Source organism: Acinetobacter sp. D009, assembly GCF_038562025.1.
GTDB lineage: Bacteria > Pseudomonadota > Gammaproteobacteria > Pseudomonadales > Moraxellaceae > Acinetobacter > Acinetobacter pittii.
This window is the reverse complement of sequence record NZ_CP151886.1, coordinates 2,021,676-2,042,118: the sequence shown is the minus strand read 5'-3', so window position 1 is coordinate 2,042,118 and position 20,443 is coordinate 2,021,676. Positions and strand designations below refer to the sequence as shown.

The window sequence follows — 20,443 nt, the reverse complement described above, 5'->3', positions numbered from 1 at the left end:
AAATTGAATAAATAATATATATTCCTGAAATACCAAACCCTCTAATCATGTGATTAGAGGGTTTTTATTTTGCCTATAGATGGTAGTACTAAGCAGCAAGGGAATTTAAACTCCCTTGCGATGCTCTTATTTTAATTCACTTGAAGATTTACCAAGCTCACGACGCGCAATAATTAATTGTTGAATTTGCTGAGTACCTTCAAAAATATCAAGAATTTTTGAATCACGTGCCCATTTCTCAAGTAATTCATCTTCGTTATAGCCTAGACTTGCTGCTAACTCGACACATTTTAAAGTGATCTCGTTACCAACACGACCTGCTTTTGCTTTTGCAATAGAAGCTTCTTTAGAATTTGGCTTTTTATTATCAGCCATCCATGTTGCTTTTAACATGAGCAGACGAGCAGCTTCCCATTCAGCCTCCATGCGGTAGATTTGTGCTGCAAGGTTAGAAGCATGCAGATAGGGAGTCGAGTAGTCAGGATCAAGTTGATCTTTAAAAATCTCTTTAATACGCTCTAGTGAAGCTTTTGCACAACCGATTGCCATTGCTGCAACTAAAGGCCGAGTATTGTCAAAAGTTTCCATTACTCCGGCGAAACCTTTAGCAACATCCACTTCGGCATTACCCAAAAGGTTCTCAGCAGGTACACGGCAGTCAATAAAACTGATGACTGCTGTATCTGATGCTTTAATTCCTAATTTATGTTCGAGGCGTTCGACCTTCATACCAAGCGTACCTTTAGGCACTACAAATGATTTAATCGCTGCACGGCCAAGTTTACGATCAAGTGTAGCCCAAACAACGACAGAGTCTGCACGTTCGCCTGAAGTTACAAAAATCTTTTCACCATTTAGAATGTAGTCATTGCCATCTTTGGTTGCTGTGGTACGGATAGCGGCAGAGTCGGAGCCACAACCTGGTTCTGTGATGGCCATTGCTGCCCATGTTCCTTTGAACCGTTCTAATTGCTCATCATTTGCGACAGCAGCAATTGCTGAGTTTCCAAGACCCTGACGAGGCATACTCAGTAATAAGCCTGTATCGCCATAACACATCTCAATAATTCCAAGAGCGGTCGACATGTTGGTTCCATTGCGAATACCTTCATTGTCGGTATCACCGCGCTTTCCAGCACCCGCAGCACCAGCATTAATTCCTTCACCACCTTCATTCATGCCATCAATGAGGGAGGCAAGCATATCAAGTTCTTTTGGATATGCATGTTCAGCTTTATCATATTTGCGAGAAATAGGGCGTAAAACATTGATCGCAACATCATGTGCCTGATCAATCATCATTTTGAATTTTTTAGGATTTTGTAAATTCATTAAAGTATCCTCTGATTGATCTTTTAAGCATGTAAGCCAGATTGTAAAATTGCAGTAGCCCGTAAATCGCGGTACCAACGTTCAACGGGATGTTCTTTTGTGAAACCATGTCCACCAAGAATTTGCACACCGTCTGTACCAATTTTCATGGATTTTTCAGCACAAAGTAGATGAGCTAAGTAAGCTTCGCGGTGAAATGGCTTGCCTGACTCTGCAAGGCTTGCTGCATTTAAAATCAACATACGCATTGCATCAATTTCAATTGCCATATCTGCAATCATGAAAGCGACACTTTGACGATGTGAAATAGGTTCACCGAATGCAGTTCGTTCATTGGCATATTTAATACAGTAAGCTTTTACAGCTTCACATGTACCTACAGCCATTGCACACCACATTAAGTTGCCCAAATCTAAAAAAGCAGTATAATCAAAATCTGTTGCACCTAAACGTAGAGCAGGAGTGTGATTAAAGCGAAGAGTTGCTGTTTCTGTCGCTTTAAGGCCCATGGCCGGAGTGTTTTTTATTGAAATTGTTTCATTACACTGCACGACAAATACATCTGGTTTACCGTTAAAGTCTGCACTTACTAAAAATACATCAGCTAAATCGCCTAAAATCACTAATGTTTTTTCCCCATCAATAAAAAACTTATCATTTTCAAGTGATGCTTTTGTTTTTAAAGCATAAGCATTAAATGCTGGAGTTGTTTCTTGAACAGCAAAAGTTGCTGTAATGTCTGAGTCTTCTGCAAAACATGGTAGGTACATCGACTGAACTTCAGCAGAACCCCAACGTGTGATTGCATTAATAACGCTAAATGTACTGAGTAATCCTGCTGTAAGGCTGAAATCACCTTCAGCTAGTTTTTCAGCAATTAACAAGTTACTAACGATATTTTGTTCGGCCGCTACTCCACCGAGTGCTTCTGGAAGTGCATAGTAGTTAAGTCCTAAATCTTCAACATATTGCCAAAGACTTTCAGGAAACTGAGCTTCCTGATCGGCATCATGAGCTAACCCCAATAAAACCTCTTGAGCAAATTGAGACATTGCTTCAGAAGTCATTTGTTGTTCTTCGGTTAAACTTAAATCAAATAAATTTTTTTGTTGGCGAGGTAAACGTTGTTGAGAGATTTGCTTGGGCTTAAATGCTTTTTGAGTCTGTGTTAATGCTCTAAAGCCAGCTTTTGAACCTTGATAAAGAGATTTTTCAACAAATTTACGCAACTTGAGTTGATCAAGTACATCGCTTCCAGCCAATCTGGTGATCAGCGATAAACCCAAACCCTGAGCTTTATTGATCATACTTGTCATGATTATGGTGTCCTAACACATTGTTATTGTTTTATGCTGACACGCCTTATATTAAAAAACTATGTCGTTACTGACATTCGAAAAATGAGTAGATAAATGGTAAATACAAAAAAATAAAATTATAAGTTTTTGATTTTATTTATTTAAAGTGATTTTAATATTGGGGGAGTCGAGAAGGATTGACTAGAATGACATAGAATCATTCTAGTCTTTCATTAAATCAAGCAAAGTTACGAATCATACGTCGTACATTGGTTTTTGCATCAATAACCGTCATAAATGTGTAGGCTCCAATGAATTTACGGCTAATAAACATAAACTCTTTTGGCGGAACCGAAAAATAACGTGAAGCCATTGATTTACTAGCTTGTTGCATAACACGGCTATGGAGCTGGCTTTTCTTCCAGTCATAACGTTCGTGTTCATCCATAAGACCAGCGGGCATATCTGGGTTATTTGCAGGAGTACTGAATGCTTCTGTTGCAAGTAAAAAGACATCAGCCATACCTGGTTTAATACTTTCAGGCATCGCATCAAAAAACTCGTAACCAGTCATGGCTTTGACCATTGCATCTTTATTATGTTGATAACCTGCCTGAATGAGTTGACGGGCAACTGATAGCAAGTGTTCATCAAACTGGCGAATAGCACCAAAATCTAATAATACAATTTTGTCTTGAATGTCTTGGCCATTACCTAAACGAACAAGGTAATTACCAAAGTTAGGGTCAGTTTGCATTTCACCCCATTCAAAAATTTCACGAACCGCAATCTCTAATGACGCTTCACCGAGTTGATTACGACGTTCCTGAGGTAATGACAACATCACAGGGCTATTAATTGGCACACCACGTTCAAAAGTCATGCAGAGCACTTGATTTGTGCAATATTCATCTACAATTGTAGGAACAATATAGCGCTCATCATCTTTTAAGCGTTCACCAAAGCGACGAGTAGTGGCAGCTTCAACATCATAGTCAACTTCACGATGCATCATTTCACGTACTTCATCAAACCACTGATCAAATTCACGGGTTTGTGGAACCATACGCGTCAGTTTAAGCATGTTTTTAAACAAGCTCATATCGGAGTCAATAGCATTTGCAACGCCCGGATATTGAATCTTTAAAACTAACTCTAAACCATCTGATTTACGCGTTGCACGGTGTACTTGTGCGAGAGAGGCCGTACCAATTGGCTCATGATCAATTGTTAAATCATTTAATTTAGCGCCCAATTGCTCTTGAAGATGTGGCTTAATTGCAGGCCAATCTAAAGCAACTGTCTGGTTATTTAAGGTGTTTAGTGCTTGTGTAATTTCTTCAGGTAAAAAATGCTCACCATAAAGGGCCATCATTTGGCCAATCTTAACAATAGAACCCTTAAGTTTACCTATTTCAGAAACCAGATAATTAGCTTGCTCGCTCATCGCTTTTTTGCGTTTCTTTTCTTTTTCTTCCTCATTAGAAAATAAAGAAGAGGCACTTGCAGTTGCCCAACGTGTTCCTGCAAGTAAAGAAGCTTTCGCGATTGATAAGCGTCGATCCATGGAAGAAGTTTTTAAACTCTTAAGCTTATCTTTCTGATTTGACATGAAAATAGAATCCTATGCGCATCATGCAGCCAAACGCTGGTGATCTAAAATTGTAACGAATATTACATGTTTTGAGCGTATTAAAATAGTTCTCTCAGACTGAATGATCAGTCGAAATGGCTATCTTTATTTCATTAACTTTAAAATAGCCTAAGCAATTTTAAAATTTAAGAAACTTACAGCGTTCAGGTGAGTAAAACTAGGGTAAAAAACGGATCTTTCACAAAAACTTAAATTACATTTTAAATTGGATCTTTAATTCAGACTTCTGCATTAAGTGAAGGCGATTGGACTGAATATGCTGTAATAACATTTGTTTGACTGAATCATGCATAAAACCAAGTGCATGAGCTTTTACAATAATAATGCTGGGTAAGGTATAGAAAAAATACTTAACATCCTCGAGTGTTGCGTTATTAAAGATGCCTTGTTCAATTAACGTCTGCTGTAAAAACTGCTTTTCATTTAAGACATAATCTGAAGATTCATCCCAAAAACGGTGACGCATAGCCATCAGATTGTTGTGTTTATAACTCATAAAATTGTCAGCTCAGACTTAAATCTAAATAAAATATATGGAGTCGAGCCATGAATATCAAGTTGAGATTATTTTTTATTCAGTTGCTGTTTGATTTTTTATGTAATTCTTGTAAATAGCCTAAGCAAATTTAAAAATTTTTCTAAAAAAAATATAATCCAAATAATTTCATCTATAACACTACTTATTATGACTCCTGCATGTAGACTGTTAAAAAGCAATAAAATTGAATTTTCAATCCATGAATATGAGCATGATTCAAATGCTAAAAGTTTTGGATTAGAAGCAGCAGAAAAACTAAATTTAGATGTAAGGGAAGTATTCAAAACATTGATGGTTAGCGATGATAAGAATTTTTTTGTTGCAGTATTGCCAGTTAATCACCAATTAAATTTAAAAAAAGTGGCTATGGCGTTTGGCTGTAAAAAATTGCAAATGGCGAACCCTAAAGACGCTGAACGTTTAACAGGATATTTGGTCGGAGGGATTAGTCCGTTAGGTCAAAAGAAGCGCTTAAAAACCGTTATTGATGCATCTGCACAAGAGTTCAGCAAAATCTATGTGAGTGGAGGAAAACGGGGACTAGATATTGGCTTAAACCCGAAAGATCTAGCACAACTCTTAAATGCTCAATTTGTTGATGTACTTGATGAGTAAAATAAATCTTTTTCTTATCTCATTAAATTAATTAATTTTAAGATAGGTAGTATTAAATCAAGTTCTTTTAATAAAAACAATTCTCATTATTATTTATATTTAGTATTATTCCGAGCCTTATAACTATCTAATAACTTTTGGGTTTGGAGAAAGGGAAAATGCATCAATACAAAAAGGTTGGGGCTAACTCAAATCATCTGATGTGTGCTGAATCACAGTATTTTAAATTAAAACCTTGTTGTATTGCTCTAGCAGCAGTATTTGCGCAGCAGGTTTATGCAAATACAAATATTGAAAAGGAAATCCTTAATAATCAACCGACACAAAAGCCTGTAGCTCAATTGCAAAAAATTATAGTGACGGCGACAAGGACGCCCAAAAATATTGCTGAAATTGCCGGCACAGTTCAAACGATTGAAAAGCAGCAAATTGAACAACAGGCAACTGCTGGACGAAAAATTGCCGATATTCTGGCTCAGTTGGTTCCATCACTTGGGGTGAGTAGTGGAACGACTACCAACTATGGGCAAACAATGCGTGGTCGTGATGTCATGATTATGATTGACGGTGTATCACAAAATGGCTCACGCGATGTTGCTCGGCAGCTAAATAGTATTAGTCCAGGCATGATTGAACGTATTGAAGTTCTTTCAGGAGCAACAAGTATTTATGGATCAGGTTCTACCGGCGGGATTATTAATATTATTACGAAACGTGCTGATTCGACTAAACCAGTAAGTTTTGAAACTAAACTTGGTATTACGTCTTCCGATACATTTCGAAGTGATAGTCTAGCTTATGAAATTGGCCAATCTATTTCATTTAATAAAGATAATATAAATGGTTTCTTAGGGGCTAATTTCACTAGTCGCGGATCTCAGTTCGATAGCCATGGTGATCGTATTGCTATAGCACCTATGCAAGGTAGCCGTCCTGATACTGATACAATTGATGTTAATAGTCGTATAAATATAGATTTAACTGATAACCAATCACTAAGTTTGGGTGCACAGTATTATAAGGATGAACAAGATACGAATTATGGTCCTGATTATGGGAAAAATTATATTTATGGAGGAGCGCCTAACTCATATATTGGGAAAAAGGGTTTAGAAATATCTAATCAGCCTTTTACAGAGCGCTATGCATTCAACACTCAATACCAAAATAAAGATATTTTAGGTCAGGTCTTAAATTTAGAAGGATATTACCGTAAAGAAGATGCTCGTTTCTTTCCAGTCTTTTTAGGAGGGAAAGGTACAGAAGCAAAGCAATCTCAATCTGAAATCGAAGTGGTTGGTCTGCGTTCAACAGTACAAAGTGATTTAAATATTATGAATCGTGATCTTAATCTAACTTATGGTTTAGATTATGAACACGAAAAAGATCATCAACACTACGAGCATTTAACAGCATTTAATACAGGTTTGACCTATAAACCTACAGGTAAAACTTCCGATGCCGGTCCAAATACAACAATTCAAAGTGCTGGCGTTTTTCTACAAGGTGATTACGCTTTAACAGACCGTATGAATGTCCAGGCTGGTACTCGTTACCAATATATTAAAGCTGAAACAGAACAGTACTCGACTAAAAATGGGATACAGCCAAGCGGATCTGTAAATGACGATGCTGTTTTATTCAATTTGGGAACAATATATAAATTAACAGATGAGCAGCAAATATTTGCTAATTTTTCTCAAGGTTTTAGCTTTCCAGATGTACAACGGATGATGCGTGATGCATTTAATATCTCAAAAGCGAATATCCAACCTATTAGTGTAAACAGCTATGAACTAGGCTGGCGTTTACAAGGGGAGCAAAGCCTAAATCTAGGTATAACGGGTTTCTATAATACCTCAGATAAAGTTGTTCAATTCTACAAGAACAGTAATAAAGAAACTGTTGCTGAGGTTATGGACAAAGACCAGCGTGTATATGGTGCTGAACTAACGGCGACCTACCCATTTATGGAAGAGTTTAAAGTTGGGGGAACACTGGGTTATACACGTGGTCAATATAAAGATACGGATGGTAAATGGAAAGAGTTGAATGCTTTTCAAGTTTCACCAATAAAAGGTACTGTTTTTGCCGAGTGGAACAGTGATGAGGAATATGGTGTTCGTGTGCAAATGCTTGCTATAAAAGGTACAAATGAAGCAGTAAAAGATGGCTCACTTTCAGCTGTAAAAATTAAAGGCTATAGCACGATGGATGTTTTGGCACATTTTCCAGCTTGGAAAGGACGTATAGATTTTGGTGTATATAATGTTTGGAATAGAGACTATCGAACAGTCTATAGTCAACAAGCAGAAAAAGTATATGGGCTGGTAGAGAGTATTCCAGCTGAAGGACGTACTTACGGCCTCAGTTATACATTTAATTATTAATGTGAAGTGAGATAGGGAATATCTATAAATCATAGGTATTCCTTAATAAATTTAAAAAAATAATAAAATAAACTTGCATTATTAAATGCAAATGATTATCATTAACTATATTGAAAGTTGAGAAACGTTCTAGTAATTAAGGTTAACGTCTACTACTGTAATGCTAAGTTTTAGGCGATTTAAAGTTATACCAGAGACTCCAATAACAATGGTGTTGAAAAAGATGAGTTGATTTCTGGTATGTGAGCGCCTGCAGGATATTATAAAAATAGGCAGGTTCAACTGGCGGTAAATGGAACAAAGAAAAATAAACATTATCAGCGCAACAAAAAGAACTAATCAAAAGCAGCAGGCGAGGATGGCCTGCTGCTTTTGTAGTTAAAGTTAATTTCATAATTATTTATCTATTTCAACTCTTTTCGTCTTTTAACTCTATTGAGTAACAGATGAATTATATTTTTGATCAAAAAACAACCACTAATGTTTCATTTATTAACATTCTGCCTTTTTAGCCGTTTTTTTGTATACCCTGAATAAAACATGATCAAAAAAAGAGGTAAAAACGTGCTTATTTTTCATGGAAAACCTGTTCACGGAGCTATATTTGATATGGATGGGACAATGTTTGACACTGAGCGATTGCGGTTTCAAACATTGCAACAGGCATCTCAAGAACTCATTGGACAGGAATTTTCACACGAATATTTAATGCAATGTTTAGGTTTAAGTGCAACTACTGCTGAGCAATTGGCTCAACGGTTATATGGGGTAAATGTTCCCTATAAAGAAATTCGAAAAAAAGCTGATGAGATGGAACTCGAATATATTCGAAAACACGGCGTACCTATCAAAAAGGGTTTAGTTCAGGTTTTAGAGCGTTTACGAAAATCGGGTTTAAGAATGGCTGTTGCGACTTCAAGCCGTAGGGCAATTGCCGAAGAATATTTAATTAATGCGAATGTTTATAAATTTTTTGATGTGATTACCTGTGGTGATGAAGTAGAGCAAGGAAAGCCACATCCAGAAATCTTTTTAAAAGCTGCTAGTCAACTTCACTTGGACGCTAACCAGTGTCTTATGTTTGAAGATTCTGAAAATGGTTTAACTTCAGCTCATACTTCAAAAGGTTTAACGATTTTATTAAAAGATATTAAAGAACCAAATGACGAAATGCTGGAAAAAGCACATTTTTATTATGATCAGATGTATGACTTTTTAACCGATCTCGACCAATTTATCCCTGTTATGGACATGCCAGAAATGCAGGAACCTTTTCCGCAAAGTCTGAATCAACTGACAGTGGGAATACATGGTTTCGGTGCTATTGGCGGTGGTTATGTAGCGCAAATCTTGTCACATTGGGATGGGTACACAAAACCAAAAAGAATTATTGCTTCAACACGTAATAGTCTTTTTCGAGAAGCCGTAAATGCATTTGGAACATATAGCATTCGCTATGGGCAATTTTCTTATGATGAACGTATTGAGAATATGACCATTGTTGATTCTGACAACGAACAACAAATGTTGGAGATGTATACCCATTCAAGTTTGATCGCACTGTGTTTACCCGAACAGGCCATCGAAGTTGAGGCAAAAATAATTGCAAAAGGGCTATATGCACGTTTTAACTCATCACTTGAAACATGTATTGAGCCGTTAACTTTTCTAATTATTTTAAATAAAGTCGGTGCGAAATATTTAGTTATGAAACATCTTAGAGAAGCTCTACTAGAATTGACCAACGATGAAGATGTGACTGAGCATATTTTAAAAGAACATTACTTTTGCGACACCGTTGTAAACCGCATGGTTTCAAAGCTATCTAATCAAAATTTATATCGCCAACTTCGTATTAAGCATAATTTTCTTGAACAGCATTTAGAAGATGTGGAAAACGAGGAACAAATCGAAATTGAAGACTGTAATAAATTGACTCAAGATCAGCAAAATCAGGCATCTTTATATGTTGATAACATGCGCCGTAATTTTCAGCCAGGCCATATATTACAAAGCATGGATCTAATTCTGTTTCATAGCGAAACGGATATGCCAATTTATGTAGAAAAAGGCAGCCCTTTACTTGAAAAGTTGCGTCAAGTTGTCTTGGTGAATCAGATTACAGACATTCAATTAATCAAAAACCGTCTATGGAACGGCGTGCATGCCATGCTTGCTTGGTACGCATCTTTACTAGGTTATGAATCTATTGGTGTTGCCATGGGTGATCATTCAGTTAAAGCATTTGCAGAAAACTTAATAAGAGAAGTAAAGCAAGGGCTTGCAATTGTATTACCTAACTATGCAAAAGATCTGGATCGCATGGCACAAAGCTTCCTAGACTCATGTGAATATGCTTTTAAAGACCCTTGTCAAAGAGTTGCTAGAGATCCACTTCGCAAATTAACTCATAATGAAAGAGTAATTGCGTCAATTGAGGTGAATATAGATCATAATTTGCCTTATAAAAATCTATTAAAAGGTGCTGCACTAGGGTATGCCTATGCGATTCAATATTTAGAAATTGAAGAGGCTGATGCGATTAAACATTTACAGCAGCAAATTCAGAAATTGGATATGAGTACTGCCCAAAAAAGACAACTTGAAGTTGAGTTAACGCAATTAGTTCAATATTTATTTTCTGAACAAGGCAAACAGCCTTTAAACATGAATATTGTCAACTCAGAAAAAGCGCGTACTCAATATGCCTAAATCCTTTTAATTATGCTCTACAACTGAAAGGCAAACATGCTTTAATACAAGAATTGAATGATTTTGAATTAAAGCTGTGTTGCTAAAACCCTCGACGTTCATGGTGCCAACATCTATACGAGATTATCCTGAGTGGCATCTTGGACGGCAAAATTATGCGTTGTGGTATTTAGAAATTAATAATCAAAAAACAGTTGATTATTTAGATGCCTTGCGCGCGCATTTTTCAGAATTCTTATTAGAACCTAATAGTCGTCAATATCACATCACGCTGTTTATATGTGGATTTTTAGATCACGAAACCAGAGTTTATAGTGATGACTTTAATTTGAGTGAATTTGAGCAGCAAAGAGAAATCTTAAAAAAAGAAGATTTTGCTCCGTTTCATTTAAAAATTGGTTCAATCGATAGCTTTAGTAGTGCTCTATTTGTAGAAATAGGAGATACCGAAAATATCTTATTTCAGATACGCCAAAAGTTAGGTTTAGTTTCTAATGAAATTGCGGCTTTAGATTATTGCCCACACATCACTTTAGGGTTGTATAAAACAGACTATAGTAGTGATTTGATTTTACAAAAAATTTCTGAATTACCTGTACAATATAAACAGGCTGAATTTGACCTTAAAGTTGAGCATTTAACATTTGGTTATTATCAAGCTCAAACTTTACAAGGTAAGTTATATCCGTATCAGCATTTGTTTTTAGGTGATGCATGTTGCAACTGATTTTGGGTGGAGCCCGTTCTGGCAAAAGCCGACTGGCTGAACAAACGGCAATAGACAGGCAATTAGCTGTCACTTATGTTGCAACGGCGCAAGCGCTAGATTCTGAAATGCAAAGTCGAATAACCCATCATCAAAATCAGCGTCCTTCTCACTGGTCCTTGGTTGAAGAACCTTTATATTTAGCAAAAATGCTGCAAAAAATTGATAGACCTAATCAAATTATTCTTGTGGATTGTTTAACACTTTGGCTAACCAATTTGTTACTTTTAGAAGATCAAAATGTTCAACAACTTGAGTGTGAGCAACTATTAAAAGTTTTACCCACGCTTCAGTCAGAAATTATTTTAGTAAGTAATGAAACGGGTTTAGGCGTTGTGCCACTCGGTGAGATTAGTCGTCGATTTGTCGATGAAGCAGGTAGACTGCATCAGAGTTTAGGGCAAATTGCAGATAAGGTTGTGTTTTGTGTGGCTGGTTTTCCAATGATTTTAAAAGGTGAGAAATAAAATGAACTGGTGGTTACAATCTGTACAGCAACCTGATGTGGACGCAAAACAACAAGCTGAGCAACACCAGCTTCAACTCACTAAACCTACTGGAGCCTTAGGTGATTTAGAACTGATAGCAGTTAAACTTGCTAGTTTACAGTCAAATGCACATCCACATGTTAACCATCCATGGATTACAGTTTTTGCTGGCGATCATGGCGTGGTTGAAGAAAATATTTCTGCATATCCTCAAGCCGTAACTCGTCAAATGCTGCAAAACTTCACGACTGGTGGGGCAGCAATTAGTGTCATTGCCAAATATCATCAAGCTCATTTGCAAGTGATTGATTGCGGTACAGTAGGTGAAACATACGAATACAATGGAGTTGAACGTCATTGTATTCGTGTTGGTACGGCAAATTTTGCTAAACAAGCCGCAATGAATGCAGATGAATGTCGTGCTGCTTTAGAGTTAGGTAAAAACAGTGTAGACACGGCCAAATCTAAAGGTGCAGATATTTATATTGCTGGTGAAATGGGAATTGGAAATACCTGTTCTGCTTCTGCCTTAGCTTGTCTTTTATTAAATGATACTGCCGAGCAATTAACTGGAGTTGGTACAGGAATTGGTGCCGATCAATTAAGACATAAAATTGAAGTAATTGAAAAGGCAATTGAACTTCACCATAAACATGTTGTTGGTGATGCATTCAAAACACTATGTGCTGTAGGTGGTTTGGAAATTGCAGCAATTGTCGGTGCTTACATTCGCTGTGCGCAGGTGGGCTTACCTATCATTGTCGATGGTTTTATTAGTTCGGTCGCTGCTTTATGCGCAGTGCGGATGAACTCTAAAGTGCGTGACTGGATGCTTTTTGGCCATCAATCGGCAGAATATGGGCACCGACGTATTTTACAAGAACTCAATGCTGAGCCAATTTTAAAAATGAATTTACGTTTAGGTGAAGGTAGTGGTGCTGGCGCTGCTTTGGCATTAGTTAAAATGGCATGTGTATTACACAACCAAATGGCTACCTTTGCTCAAGCTGCCGTAAGCGGGGATAAAATTGGGTAAATTTAGAATTGATTTACTTAGACATGGCGAAAGTCAATATAGCCATACTTTACGTGGTCATTTAGATGATGAGTTAACAGCAAAAGGTTGGCAGCAAATGCAGTCAACCATTGAGCAAGTGGCTAATCAGCCATGGGATGTCATTATAAGTTCATCATTAAAGCGTTGTGCTTGTTTTGCTGAGCAACTTGCGAAGACAACTCAGCTGCCTTTACTTCTAAATCATGACTTAAAAGAAATGTATTTTGGTGATTGGGAAGGCGTCTCAACTCAGCAAATTTATGAAACCTCACCTGAATTACTTGCAAATTTTTGGCAAAAACCGAGCCAATATTGTCCACCTCGCGCAGAAACATTAAACCAGTTTCAAACAAGGGTTCTTAAAGGTTTTCAGGATTTGCTGAAGCATATGCAAAAGCAAAACTTACAGCATGCTTTAGTTGTTACTCATGGCGGTGTGATTAAGCTATTGGCTTGTTTAGCCAGACAACAACCTTTAGACGACTTACTTAAAATGCCAGCAGAGCTTGGAAAATTATATTCACTCGAATTTTCTGAAACAGATGGACAGTTAACTTTTATATTTAGATAGTAGTTTTATATTTTTATACACTTGTAAGTTATTATTTTTATAAAGATATTTAAGTCTATGTAATAGAACTGTCATTGCTAAAAACTAAGCTATTGGCATTTCTTATTAATCACACATCTGGCTTATGAATATTTTATTTAAAACAACTATACTCGCTGCATCACTATTACTCGTTGCGTGTAACGATAATGATGATCAAGGAGCTCAAACTACACCATCTACAAACCAATCAAAATATTATCAAACGAAAACACCTTATCAACCTCAACAAGAAATAAAAAACTATGAACAAGCACCGAATGGATTCCAGCCAGTTTTTACAGAGCTAGTGGCACGTCACGGTTCAAGAGGTCTCTCAAGTCTGAAATATGATTTAGCACTTTATAATTTATGGAAACAGGCAAAATCAGAAAATGCCTTAACACCATTAGGTGAGCAATTAGGTGCTGGTTTAGAAGCCATGATGAAGGCAAATATCTTATTAGGTTATGGCGTGGAAGGGATCCGCCAGTACGGTTATGGGAATGAAACCATGACTGGTATTTTAGAACACCGCGGCATTGCCGATCGCTTATTACAGCGCTTACCAAATCTTTTAAACTCGCAAGCATCTATATTGGTACAGAGTTCTGGGGTGGATCGTGCGGTAGATAGTGCAAAATTCTTCACTGCTGAACTCATCAAACAACGACCGCCACTGAAAGATAAAATTGTTCCATTGTCTTATACCAATTTATCGAGGGAAAGCGTGCCAAGTGTTGAAGATGGTGGCGTTGATCGTTTCAAACTCTATTTTCATAGTTTGAATGCAGACGAAGACTTAGCTCAACCCTTGAGTGCTAGCCAACAAAAAATTTATGATGCTAGTCAGGCCTATCAAGATTTTGAAGAAAATAATAAAGATTTAGCACAAAAGTTAGATGAGTTATCGAAAAATACCGAGGCTGAAAAAACAGCTCAAACAGTGCTCAGCCCGATTTTTAAAGCAGACTTTATTAAAAAACTTGGTACAACAGGTTATAGTTTTAGCAACACTGGATCTTTTACAGTCACTTCACCTAAAGGTGAGCAAATTACCGAAAAAGGTAAGGGTAAAAATACAATTGCCAGTGCAGTTGATGCAGCAGCTTATATTTATGAGCTCTATTCAATTTCTGGTGGCATGAAAGATGAGTTAAAAGGTATCGATTTTGATAAATATATGCCGTTAGAAGCTGCGAAATTCTACGCTGAATTTAATGATGCAAACGATTTTTACGAAAAAGGTCCAAGTTTTACAGAGTCAAATCAAGTCACAAGTGAAATTGCTCAAGGACTTAAACAGGACCTGTTCCAACAAGTTGACGCCGTGGTGAATAAAGCTCAGCCTTACAAAGCAGTTTTACGGTTTGCCCATGCTGAAATTATTATTCCTTTGGCAACCAGCCTGGATTTACATAATATGATGCAGCCTTTACCACTACGTCAGACTTATAATTACTCAACCAGCGCATGGCGTGGTGACGTAGTTTCACCTATGGCGGCAAATGTCCAATGGGATATTTACCAAAATAGCCAAGGCAATACTTTGGTAAAAATGTTTTATAACGAAAAAGAAACTTTGTTCAAATCTGCATGTAACTATGCACGTTATACACCAACCAGTTTTTACTACGACTACATCAAATTGAAACAGTGCTATCAAATGCAATAGTTTTTCAGTTTTTGAAGTCTTTAATGGGAATAGGGATTGCTATTCCCATTTTTATTTCTTCATAATTCAATTTGTTTTTAAATATAGACCAGTTAGAGACTTGGATATGACACCTTTTTGGATTGCATTGCAATTTTTAACTGTTCTGCCTATTGAGTTAAAGACTATACCAACGGCGCAACAAAATGGTCGAGCTATTTTATTTTATCCTCTAGTCGGTCTGATTATTGGCGGCATACTTTTTATTGTTGCCTGTTTTTTTGCCAAATTACCCGTTCTTTTGCTTGCAACTATCATAATCACTTTATGGATTTGGCTAACAGGTGGGCTGCATTTAGATGGGCTAGCAGATACAGCCGATGCGTGGGTAGGCGGTTTTGGTGATAAACAACGAACTTTACAAATCATGAAGGATCCAAGTTGTGGTCCAATTGGAGTCCTCAGCTTAGTTATCATATGTTTGCTCAAATTCGCATTGGTTTATGTATTGATTGAACAACATCAAACGTTATTTTTAGTCTTTGTTCCTATCCTTGGGCGTGTGGTGCCATCTATTTTGTTTTTAACCACACCATATGTACGTGAAAAAGGTTTAGGGCGTTCTTTGACAGATCACTTACCTAAAACAGCCTCATGGATAATCATTGGGTTCGTTCTGCTATTACCTTTGTGTTGGGAGTTGCAAGGGCTTATTGCCATCATTAGTTTTTTAATAAGTCTCGTTTATTTAAGACATCTGTTTATTAAAAGAATTGGTGGTATTACGGGGGATACAGTTGGTGCAGCGATTGAACTAAGTGAAACCGTGCTGCTCTTTGCTTTTGTTTTGAGTTATTTTTATTTAGTTTAATTTTGAGTTTCATCCAAAAATAAAAAAGCCCTCAAAAAATGAGGGCTTAATTTCCAATCTTAAAAAGATGAATTAGCGGTTTGGTAAAACATCTTTTAAAGCTTCATGCATTTCAAGCAAGGTCTTTTCAGTAGTTTCCCAATCGATACAACCATCAGTTACTGATTTACCATATTCAAGGTCACAAAGATTGTCAGGAATATCTTGGCGTCCACCTTTTAAGTGACTTTCAACCATAATACCTACGATTGACTTATTACCATCTAAAATTTGTTCAGTAATATTTTTAAGAACAAGCGGCTGTAAGTACGGGTCTTTATTCGAGTTAGCGTGGCTTGCATCAATCATAATTTTGTTGCTCACTTTAGCTTTTGCTAAAGCATTTTCTGCTTCTGCAACCGAGCCTGCGTCATAGTTCGGTTTGCCATTACCACCACGTAATACAACGTGTGCATAAGGGTTACCATTTGTATTAATAATTGAAACTTGGCCATCTTCATTTAGGCCTAAGAAACTATGGCCATATTTAACAGATTGCATCGCATTGGTTGCAACAGTTAAGCCACCGTCTGTACCATTTTTAAAACCAACTGGTGAAGATAAGCCAGAAGACATTTCACGGTGAGTTTGGCTTTCGGTTGTACGTGCACCAATCGCAGACCATGAAATTAAGTCTTGATAGTATTGTGGAGAGTTAGGATCAAGTGCTTCAGTTGCACATGGCAAACCTTTTTCATTTAACTCAAGCAAGAGTTTACGACCAATACGTAAACCTTTTTCGATGTTAAATGAGTCGTTCATATCTGGGTCATTGATTAGGCCTTTCCAACCAATTGTTGTACGTGGTTTTTCAAAATAAACACGCATAACTAGATATAGGGTATCTTTAACCTTTTCGTTTAGCGCTTTTAAGCGATCAGCATATTCGTGAGCAGCTTTTGGGTCGTGAATAGAGCAAGGACCAATAACAACAAACAAACGTTTATCTGAACCATCTAAAATATTACGAATAGTTTCGCGGCCTTTTAGAACAGTTTGCGAAGCAACATCAGATAAAGGAAGTTCTGACTTAAGCTCATTTGGTGTTACAAGAGTTTGAATGCTTTTAATATTAACGTCGTCGATATCTGGCTTTGAAACGGAATTTGAATGTGTAGTCATTGCTGTCACTGGTTCGATCATACTAAAGGTTGTTTTGTGTACTGAATATACCATGAAATAATTATGAAAATACTACATCTCATGGTATTTCAGATTGGAAAAATCCTATTGATTTTACTATCTTTCAGTCGAGTTGCCTGTTTTTTCGGCAACTACTGCTTGTTGTTGTACCACAGGTGCTTTCGGTTTTGCTTTGACTGGATGAACCATAAAGTTAACACCGAGGGCAAATAGGGTAATCCCTAGAATTTTTCGGATTAAACGTTCAGGCATACGAGAGCTAATTAATGTTCCAATAATAATTGCTGGAATTGAACCCACCAATAACCACATCAGAAGTGTAAAGTCGACGTTACCAGCACTCATGTGTCCAAGGCCAGCCACTAAGGTAAGCAATACTGCATGTACAACATCCGACCCAATAATTCGGATCATAGGTAAGTTCGGGAACATAATCACAAGTGCCATGATCCCAAATGCACCTGCACCAACTGATGAAAGTGTTACGAATACACCTAAAATGATGCCCATAATCACGATAAAGCTACGTTTTTTATGGATTGCTAACTGCTCATTTTCAGTTTGGTTAACTTCTTTAGCTCTGAATTTATTAAAGAATTTCTCAATGCGCGTACGGAAAATGATGGAAACACCAGTTAACGTCAACATAAAGCCTAATACCATGGTGAGTACAGCTTTATAGTGTGTTGACTGGCTTAAATAATGCTCAAGTACCCATGAAGTACCGAAAGATGCAGGAATACTACCTACAGCCAACCATAAAACAATTGGCCAGACAATATTGAGTTTTCTAGCGTGAACCATTGATCCACAAAATTTTGAGATTGCAGCATAAAGTAAATCGGTACCAATCGCGATATGAGGTTCAATTCTAAAAAGACCAATTAAAATTGGTGTCATTAATGATCCACCACCAACTCCCGTAATCCCTACACAGAAACCAACTAACATACCCGCTAAGATAAATTCAAAAGCACCAGACATCTTTATCGCCACTTATCACGAAACGCAGATATCTTATTCCTTTTAGAGATAAACAGTTGTCATGAATAATGATTTACTTATGCAAAAAAAAGCTAAGCAACGAAAATTTTGCTTAGCTTGTACTATTTTTCATCATTTTTTAAAGAAAATGATTATTTTAATGACTTTAGTGGGTTAATTAAAAGTATAAGAATAAAAGTTAATGGCGTTGCAAAGATCCACCAACTGACAAAACCAATTGAAAATTTATATTGTTGAATAAGAATAAATGCACATAAACCAAATAGCATGAATGCAGCTATTTTAAAGTGCCGGTAATATTTTTGAGCTAATGATTTGAAATGACCTGTTGATTTCGGCGATCGATATTTCTCGCTCGCTATAAACAACAAATACATCCCTAATAAAATTAAGATGAAAGCTATAAGAATCATGAGCTCACCTCAGTATTTAATTTATTCAGCTTTTTTTGAATTTTTGCGACAGCTTTATGCTGAATAGGTTGAATTTTGAAGAATATAAAAATAGCTAATGCTGCAAAGATCCACAAAAATACATCTACACGTGCAAAGGTCCAATAATCACTGAGGCTTTGAACATACTCATGTTTAAGTAAATAAATTAGATTTAAGATTGGAAGTGCAAGACACAGCATAATAAAAACACAAAGTTGAGTTCGCCACAAATGCTGCTTTTTAGTGATGAAAGCAATGATTAAGCTGATTAGCCAAACCAAGAAAAAGCTATAAATTTCATAATTGATTGTGGTTGAAGTAACTGTAAATAATCGATTAGCGCTTAAGTAGGCGACAGTTGCACACGGCAATCCTACAAATGCTGCAACATTTAAACGGTCAACTAAATAGTGTCCGAAATGAAACTGACTACTTTTATTTTGAATTTGGCGTTTAAGACTCCAAAGTAACAAACCAGAGGCAATCATTACACAGCCTAAAATGCCTGAGAAAAAGAATCCTAAACGAAGTAAAGGCTGAGCAAATGTTGCCATGTGCAGGCCATAAACACCCGCATTTAGCGTGGCAATAGGACTATTATTACGTGTATCTGCCAAGACTTTGCCAGTTGAAGCATTTAATGTAATTTGAGGTTGATTACGAGTAATAGTGCGATCTTCTTTTTGAATAAATGTAATTTGAGCTTGATTGGTATTTGGATTTTTTACACTCATTGTTGATAAGGGTTGGTTGCCCCAACTTTGTTGAACTTGGTTCAATAGCTTATCAATAGCTAAGTTTTGAGCAGGCTGAATTGATTGGTTCTCAAGTACAGTCTTTGTACGTATTTCGGTAAAATATTGATAAGGGTTTTCAGGGTAAAGTTTTTGCATTCCCCAAGGTAGATATAAATAAAAGAAAATAGCTAAGCCTGTAAATGTAATGGTTAAAAAGAAGGGCAGAGCAACGACTGAAGAAATATTATGAAAGTCTAGCCATGAACGCTGAGACTTAAATGTACGTAAAGTAAAAAAGTCAGTGAATATTTTTTTATGGGTAATAATGCCTGAAACCAAAGCAATCAGCATAATAAATGCTGCAAGACACACGACTAATCGCCCAACTATTATTGGAATGCCAAAAAGTTGGTAATGGAAACGGTAAAAAAAATCGCCGCCTAGAGTTTCCGAAAGTTGAAGTTCTTTTCCCGTATTAGCATCAAGTGTGGCATTGCCATAACCGCCGTCAGCTTTTTCCCAATACATAGTGTTGACGGGACTTTCTGGTGTAGCAACTGTTAAATACCAAGATTTGGCATCTGGAGCGTTTTCTTGTAAATATTGATATGCTGTTTTAATAGCAATATCTTGCTTTACTTCATATTGTGCAAGTGCAGGCTGCATCCATAAATTAATTTCGTGGCGGTAATAAGATAGGCTACCCATTAAGAAAATGGCAAATACGAGCCATCCAAAAATTAAGCCAGTCCATGAGTGTAGCCATGCCATAGATTGACGTATACCTTTATGCATAACCCACCGTCCGTGTCACAATAAAGAAAAGGGCAAATAGTGCGATTGATAAAATGGTCAGTCGTACTAATGATTGAATGCAGAACCCAACAATCACAAAGACTACGTAAAATAAAATCGCTATAAATGCTGAAAGATAGATAGCCTCAGCTTTGTCCAGATTCAAAAGGAAAATTCCAGTGAGTCCAAGACTTAAATAGGCCATACAGGCAAAGCCCATACCGAAAACTAGCAAGAATCGATAGAAAACTTTTATACGATATGACACAGGGAGATTTACAGTTTTGGACATCTTTACTGACACATACACAAAGAATAATAAGTAA

The 20,443-nt window shown here is 36.8% G+C and carries 19 protein-coding genes; 10 read left to right on the top strand and 9 right to left on the bottom strand.

What is annotated here, in order from left to right:
• Nucleotides 1-126 precede the first annotated feature (126 nt).
• The 4 genes from AAC388_RS09675 to AAC388_RS09660 form a co-directional block, all read right to left on the bottom strand.
• Nucleotides 127-1,332: an acyl-CoA dehydrogenase family protein gene (locus AAC388_RS09675; protein ID WP_342370520.1), complete on the bottom strand. Its 1,206-nt coding sequence runs from the start codon at nt 1,330-1,332 to the stop codon at nt 127-129.
• A gap of 23 nt (nt 1,333-1,355) precedes the next feature.
• Nucleotides 1,356-2,639, bottom strand: a complete 1,284-nt coding sequence (locus AAC388_RS09670) for an acyl-CoA dehydrogenase family protein (RefSeq protein ID WP_327741661.1) — start codon at nt 2,637-2,639, stop codon at nt 1,356-1,358.
• Nucleotides 2,640-2,868: 229 nt separating this feature from the next.
• Nucleotides 2,869-4,242 (bottom strand): AarF/ABC1/UbiB kinase family protein, encoded by a 1,374-nt coding sequence (locus AAC388_RS09665; protein WP_017386866.1) that lies wholly within the window; start codon nt 4,240-4,242, stop codon nt 2,869-2,871.
• A 235-nt stretch (nt 4,243-4,477) separates the two neighbouring features.
• Nucleotides 4,478-4,780 carry a hypothetical protein gene (locus AAC388_RS09660; RefSeq protein ID WP_005076193.1) on the bottom strand — a complete coding sequence of 101 codons (303 nt, stop codon included), beginning with the start codon at nt 4,778-4,780 and terminating at the stop codon, nt 4,478-4,480.
• Nucleotides 4,781-4,969: 189 nt separating this feature from the next.
• On the opposite strand from AAC388_RS09660, the gene ybaK reads away from it, so the two are divergent.
• From ybaK to AAC388_RS09615, 9 genes are all read left to right on the top strand, one after another.
• Entirely contained in the window at nt 4,970-5,437 is a 468-nt protein-coding gene (ybaK, locus tag AAC388_RS09655) for a Cys-tRNA(Pro) deacylase (RefSeq protein WP_005069426.1), read from the top strand.
• A 158-nt stretch (nt 5,438-5,595) separates the two neighbouring features.
• Nucleotides 5,596-7,827, top strand: a complete 2,232-nt coding sequence (locus tag AAC388_RS09650) for a TonB-dependent receptor (RefSeq protein ID WP_342370519.1) — start codon at nt 5,596-5,598, stop codon at nt 7,825-7,827.
• 564 nt (nt 7,828-8,391) lie between these two features.
• A complete protein-coding gene (locus AAC388_RS09645; RefSeq protein ID WP_342370518.1) occupies nt 8,392-10,539 on the top strand; it encodes an HAD-IA family hydrolase in 2,148 nt (715 codons plus the stop codon).
• A gap of 100 nt (nt 10,540-10,639) precedes the next feature.
• Nucleotides 10,640-11,266, top strand: a complete 627-nt coding sequence (locus AAC388_RS09640; RefSeq protein WP_342371569.1) for a 2'-5' RNA ligase family protein — start codon at nt 10,640-10,642, stop codon at nt 11,264-11,266.
• Complete coding sequence (gene cobU, locus AAC388_RS09635) at nt 11,254-11,772, top strand: bifunctional adenosylcobinamide kinase/adenosylcobinamide-phosphate guanylyltransferase (RefSeq protein WP_262439590.1); 519 nt, start codon at nt 11,254-11,256, stop codon at nt 11,770-11,772. Before AAC388_RS09640 ends, cobU begins: the two co-directional genes overlap by 13 nt.
• Before the next feature lies 1 nt (nt 11,773).
• Nucleotides 11,774-12,829, top strand: coding sequence for a nicotinate-nucleotide--dimethylbenzimidazole phosphoribosyltransferase (gene cobT / locus AAC388_RS09630; RefSeq protein WP_342370517.1), 1,056 nt, complete (start codon nt 11,774-11,776; stop codon nt 12,827-12,829).
• Nucleotides 12,822-13,421 (top strand): histidine phosphatase family protein, encoded by a 600-nt coding sequence (locus AAC388_RS09625; RefSeq protein WP_204084908.1) that lies wholly within the window; start codon nt 12,822-12,824, stop codon nt 13,419-13,421. Before cobT ends, AAC388_RS09625 begins: the two co-directional genes overlap by 8 nt.
• Nucleotides 13,422-13,545: 124 nt before the next feature.
• Complete coding sequence (locus AAC388_RS09620; protein WP_342370516.1) at nt 13,546-15,114, top strand: histidine-type phosphatase; 1,569 nt, start codon at nt 13,546-13,548, stop codon at nt 15,112-15,114.
• 106 nt (nt 15,115-15,220) lie between these two features.
• On the top strand, nt 15,221-15,964 hold the full coding sequence (locus tag AAC388_RS09615; protein WP_342370515.1) for an adenosylcobinamide-GDP ribazoletransferase: 744 nt from the start codon (nt 15,221-15,223) through the stop codon (nt 15,962-15,964).
• 72 nt (nt 15,965-16,036) lie between these two features.
• On the opposite strand, the gene AAC388_RS09610 is transcribed toward AAC388_RS09615, so the two are convergent.
• Complete coding sequence (locus tag AAC388_RS09610) at nt 16,037-17,146, bottom strand: 3-deoxy-7-phosphoheptulonate synthase (RefSeq protein WP_342370514.1); 1,110 nt, start codon at nt 17,144-17,146, stop codon at nt 16,037-16,039.
• A gap of 96 nt (nt 17,147-17,242) precedes the next feature.
• Nucleotides 17,243-18,130 carry a sulfite exporter TauE/SafE family protein gene (locus AAC388_RS09605; protein WP_342370513.1) on the bottom strand — a complete coding sequence of 296 codons (888 nt, stop codon included), beginning with the start codon at nt 18,128-18,130 and terminating at the stop codon, nt 17,243-17,245.
• 61 nt (nt 18,131-18,191) lie between these two features.
• On the opposite strand from AAC388_RS09605, the gene AAC388_RS09600 reads away from it, so the two are divergent.
• A complete protein-coding gene (locus tag AAC388_RS09600) occupies nt 18,192-18,308 on the top strand; it encodes a hypothetical protein (RefSeq protein ID WP_002122212.1) in 117 nt (38 codons plus the stop codon).
• Here AAC388_RS09600 and AAC388_RS09595 read toward each other — a convergent pair.
• Genes AAC388_RS09595 through AAC388_RS09585 form a run of 3 tightly spaced genes read right to left on the bottom strand, consistent with a single transcriptional unit; the run spans nt 18,283 to nt 20,409 of the window.
• Complete coding sequence (locus AAC388_RS09595; RefSeq protein ID WP_039761352.1) at nt 18,283-18,564, bottom strand: hypothetical protein; 282 nt, start codon at nt 18,562-18,564, stop codon at nt 18,283-18,285. The genes AAC388_RS09600 and AAC388_RS09595 overlap by 26 nt on opposite strands.
• Nucleotides 18,561-20,117, bottom strand: a complete 1,557-nt coding sequence (locus AAC388_RS09590) for a PepSY-associated TM helix domain-containing protein (RefSeq protein WP_342370512.1) — start codon at nt 20,115-20,117, stop codon at nt 18,561-18,563. Before AAC388_RS09590 ends, AAC388_RS09595 begins: the two co-directional genes overlap by 4 nt.
• The gene (locus AAC388_RS09585) at nt 20,110-20,409 is read right to left on the bottom strand and encodes a hypothetical protein (protein WP_069123200.1); all 300 of its coding nucleotides are present in this window, start codon (nt 20,407-20,409) and stop codon (nt 20,110-20,112) included. Before AAC388_RS09585 ends, AAC388_RS09590 begins: the two co-directional genes overlap by 8 nt.
• Between the last annotated feature and the right edge of the window lie 34 nt (nt 20,410-20,443).

Bases quoted from the DNA above. Each gene is read 5' to 3' on its own strand.
- AAC388_RS09600 (WP_002122212.1), top strand. From the start codon at position 18,192: ATGAATAATGATTTACTTATGCAAAAAAAAGCTAAGCAACGAAAATTT.
- cobT (WP_342370517.1), top strand. From the start codon at position 11,774: ATGAACTGGTGGTTACAATCTGTACAGCAACCTGATGTGGACGCAAAA.
- AAC388_RS09670 (WP_327741661.1), bottom strand. From the start codon at position 2,639: ATGATCAATAAAGCTCAGGGTTTGGGTTTATCGCTGATCACCAGATTG.
- AAC388_RS09650 (WP_342370519.1), top strand. From the start codon at position 5,596: ATGCATCAATACAAAAAGGTTGGGGCTAACTCAAATCATCTGATGTGT.
- AAC388_RS09620 (WP_342370516.1), top strand. From the start codon at position 13,546: ATGAATATTTTATTTAAAACAACTATACTCGCTGCATCACTATTACTC.
- AAC388_RS09595 (WP_039761352.1), bottom strand. From the start codon at position 18,564: ATGATTCTTATAGCTTTCATCTTAATTTTATTAGGGATGTATTTGTTG.
- AAC388_RS09585 (WP_069123200.1), bottom strand. From the start codon at position 20,409: ATGTCCAAAACTGTAAATCTCCCTGTGTCATATCGTATAAAAGTTTTC.
- cobU (WP_262439590.1), top strand. From the start codon at position 11,254: ATGTTGCAACTGATTTTGGGTGGAGCCCGTTCTGGCAAAAGCCGACTG.
- AAC388_RS09615 (WP_342370515.1), top strand. From the start codon at position 15,221: ATGACACCTTTTTGGATTGCATTGCAATTTTTAACTGTTCTGCCTATT.
- AAC388_RS09605 (WP_342370513.1), bottom strand. From the start codon at position 18,130: ATGTCTGGTGCTTTTGAATTTATCTTAGCGGGTATGTTAGTTGGTTTC.
- AAC388_RS09640 (WP_342371569.1), top strand. From the start codon at position 10,640: ATGGTGCCAACATCTATACGAGATTATCCTGAGTGGCATCTTGGACGG.
- AAC388_RS09665 (WP_017386866.1), bottom strand. From the start codon at position 4,242: ATGTCAAATCAGAAAGATAAGCTTAAGAGTTTAAAAACTTCTTCCATG.
- AAC388_RS09675 (WP_342370520.1), bottom strand. From the start codon at position 1,332: ATGAATTTACAAAATCCTAAAAAATTCAAAATGATGATTGATCAGGCA.
- ybaK (WP_005069426.1), top strand. From the start codon at position 4,970: ATGACTCCTGCATGTAGACTGTTAAAAAGCAATAAAATTGAATTTTCA.
- AAC388_RS09610 (WP_342370514.1), bottom strand. From the start codon at position 17,146: ATGATCGAACCAGTGACAGCAATGACTACACATTCAAATTCCGTTTCA.
- AAC388_RS09590 (WP_342370512.1), bottom strand. From the start codon at position 20,117: ATGCATAAAGGTATACGTCAATCTATGGCATGGCTACACTCATGGACT.
- AAC388_RS09660 (WP_005076193.1), bottom strand. From the start codon at position 4,780: ATGAGTTATAAACACAACAATCTGATGGCTATGCGTCACCGTTTTTGG.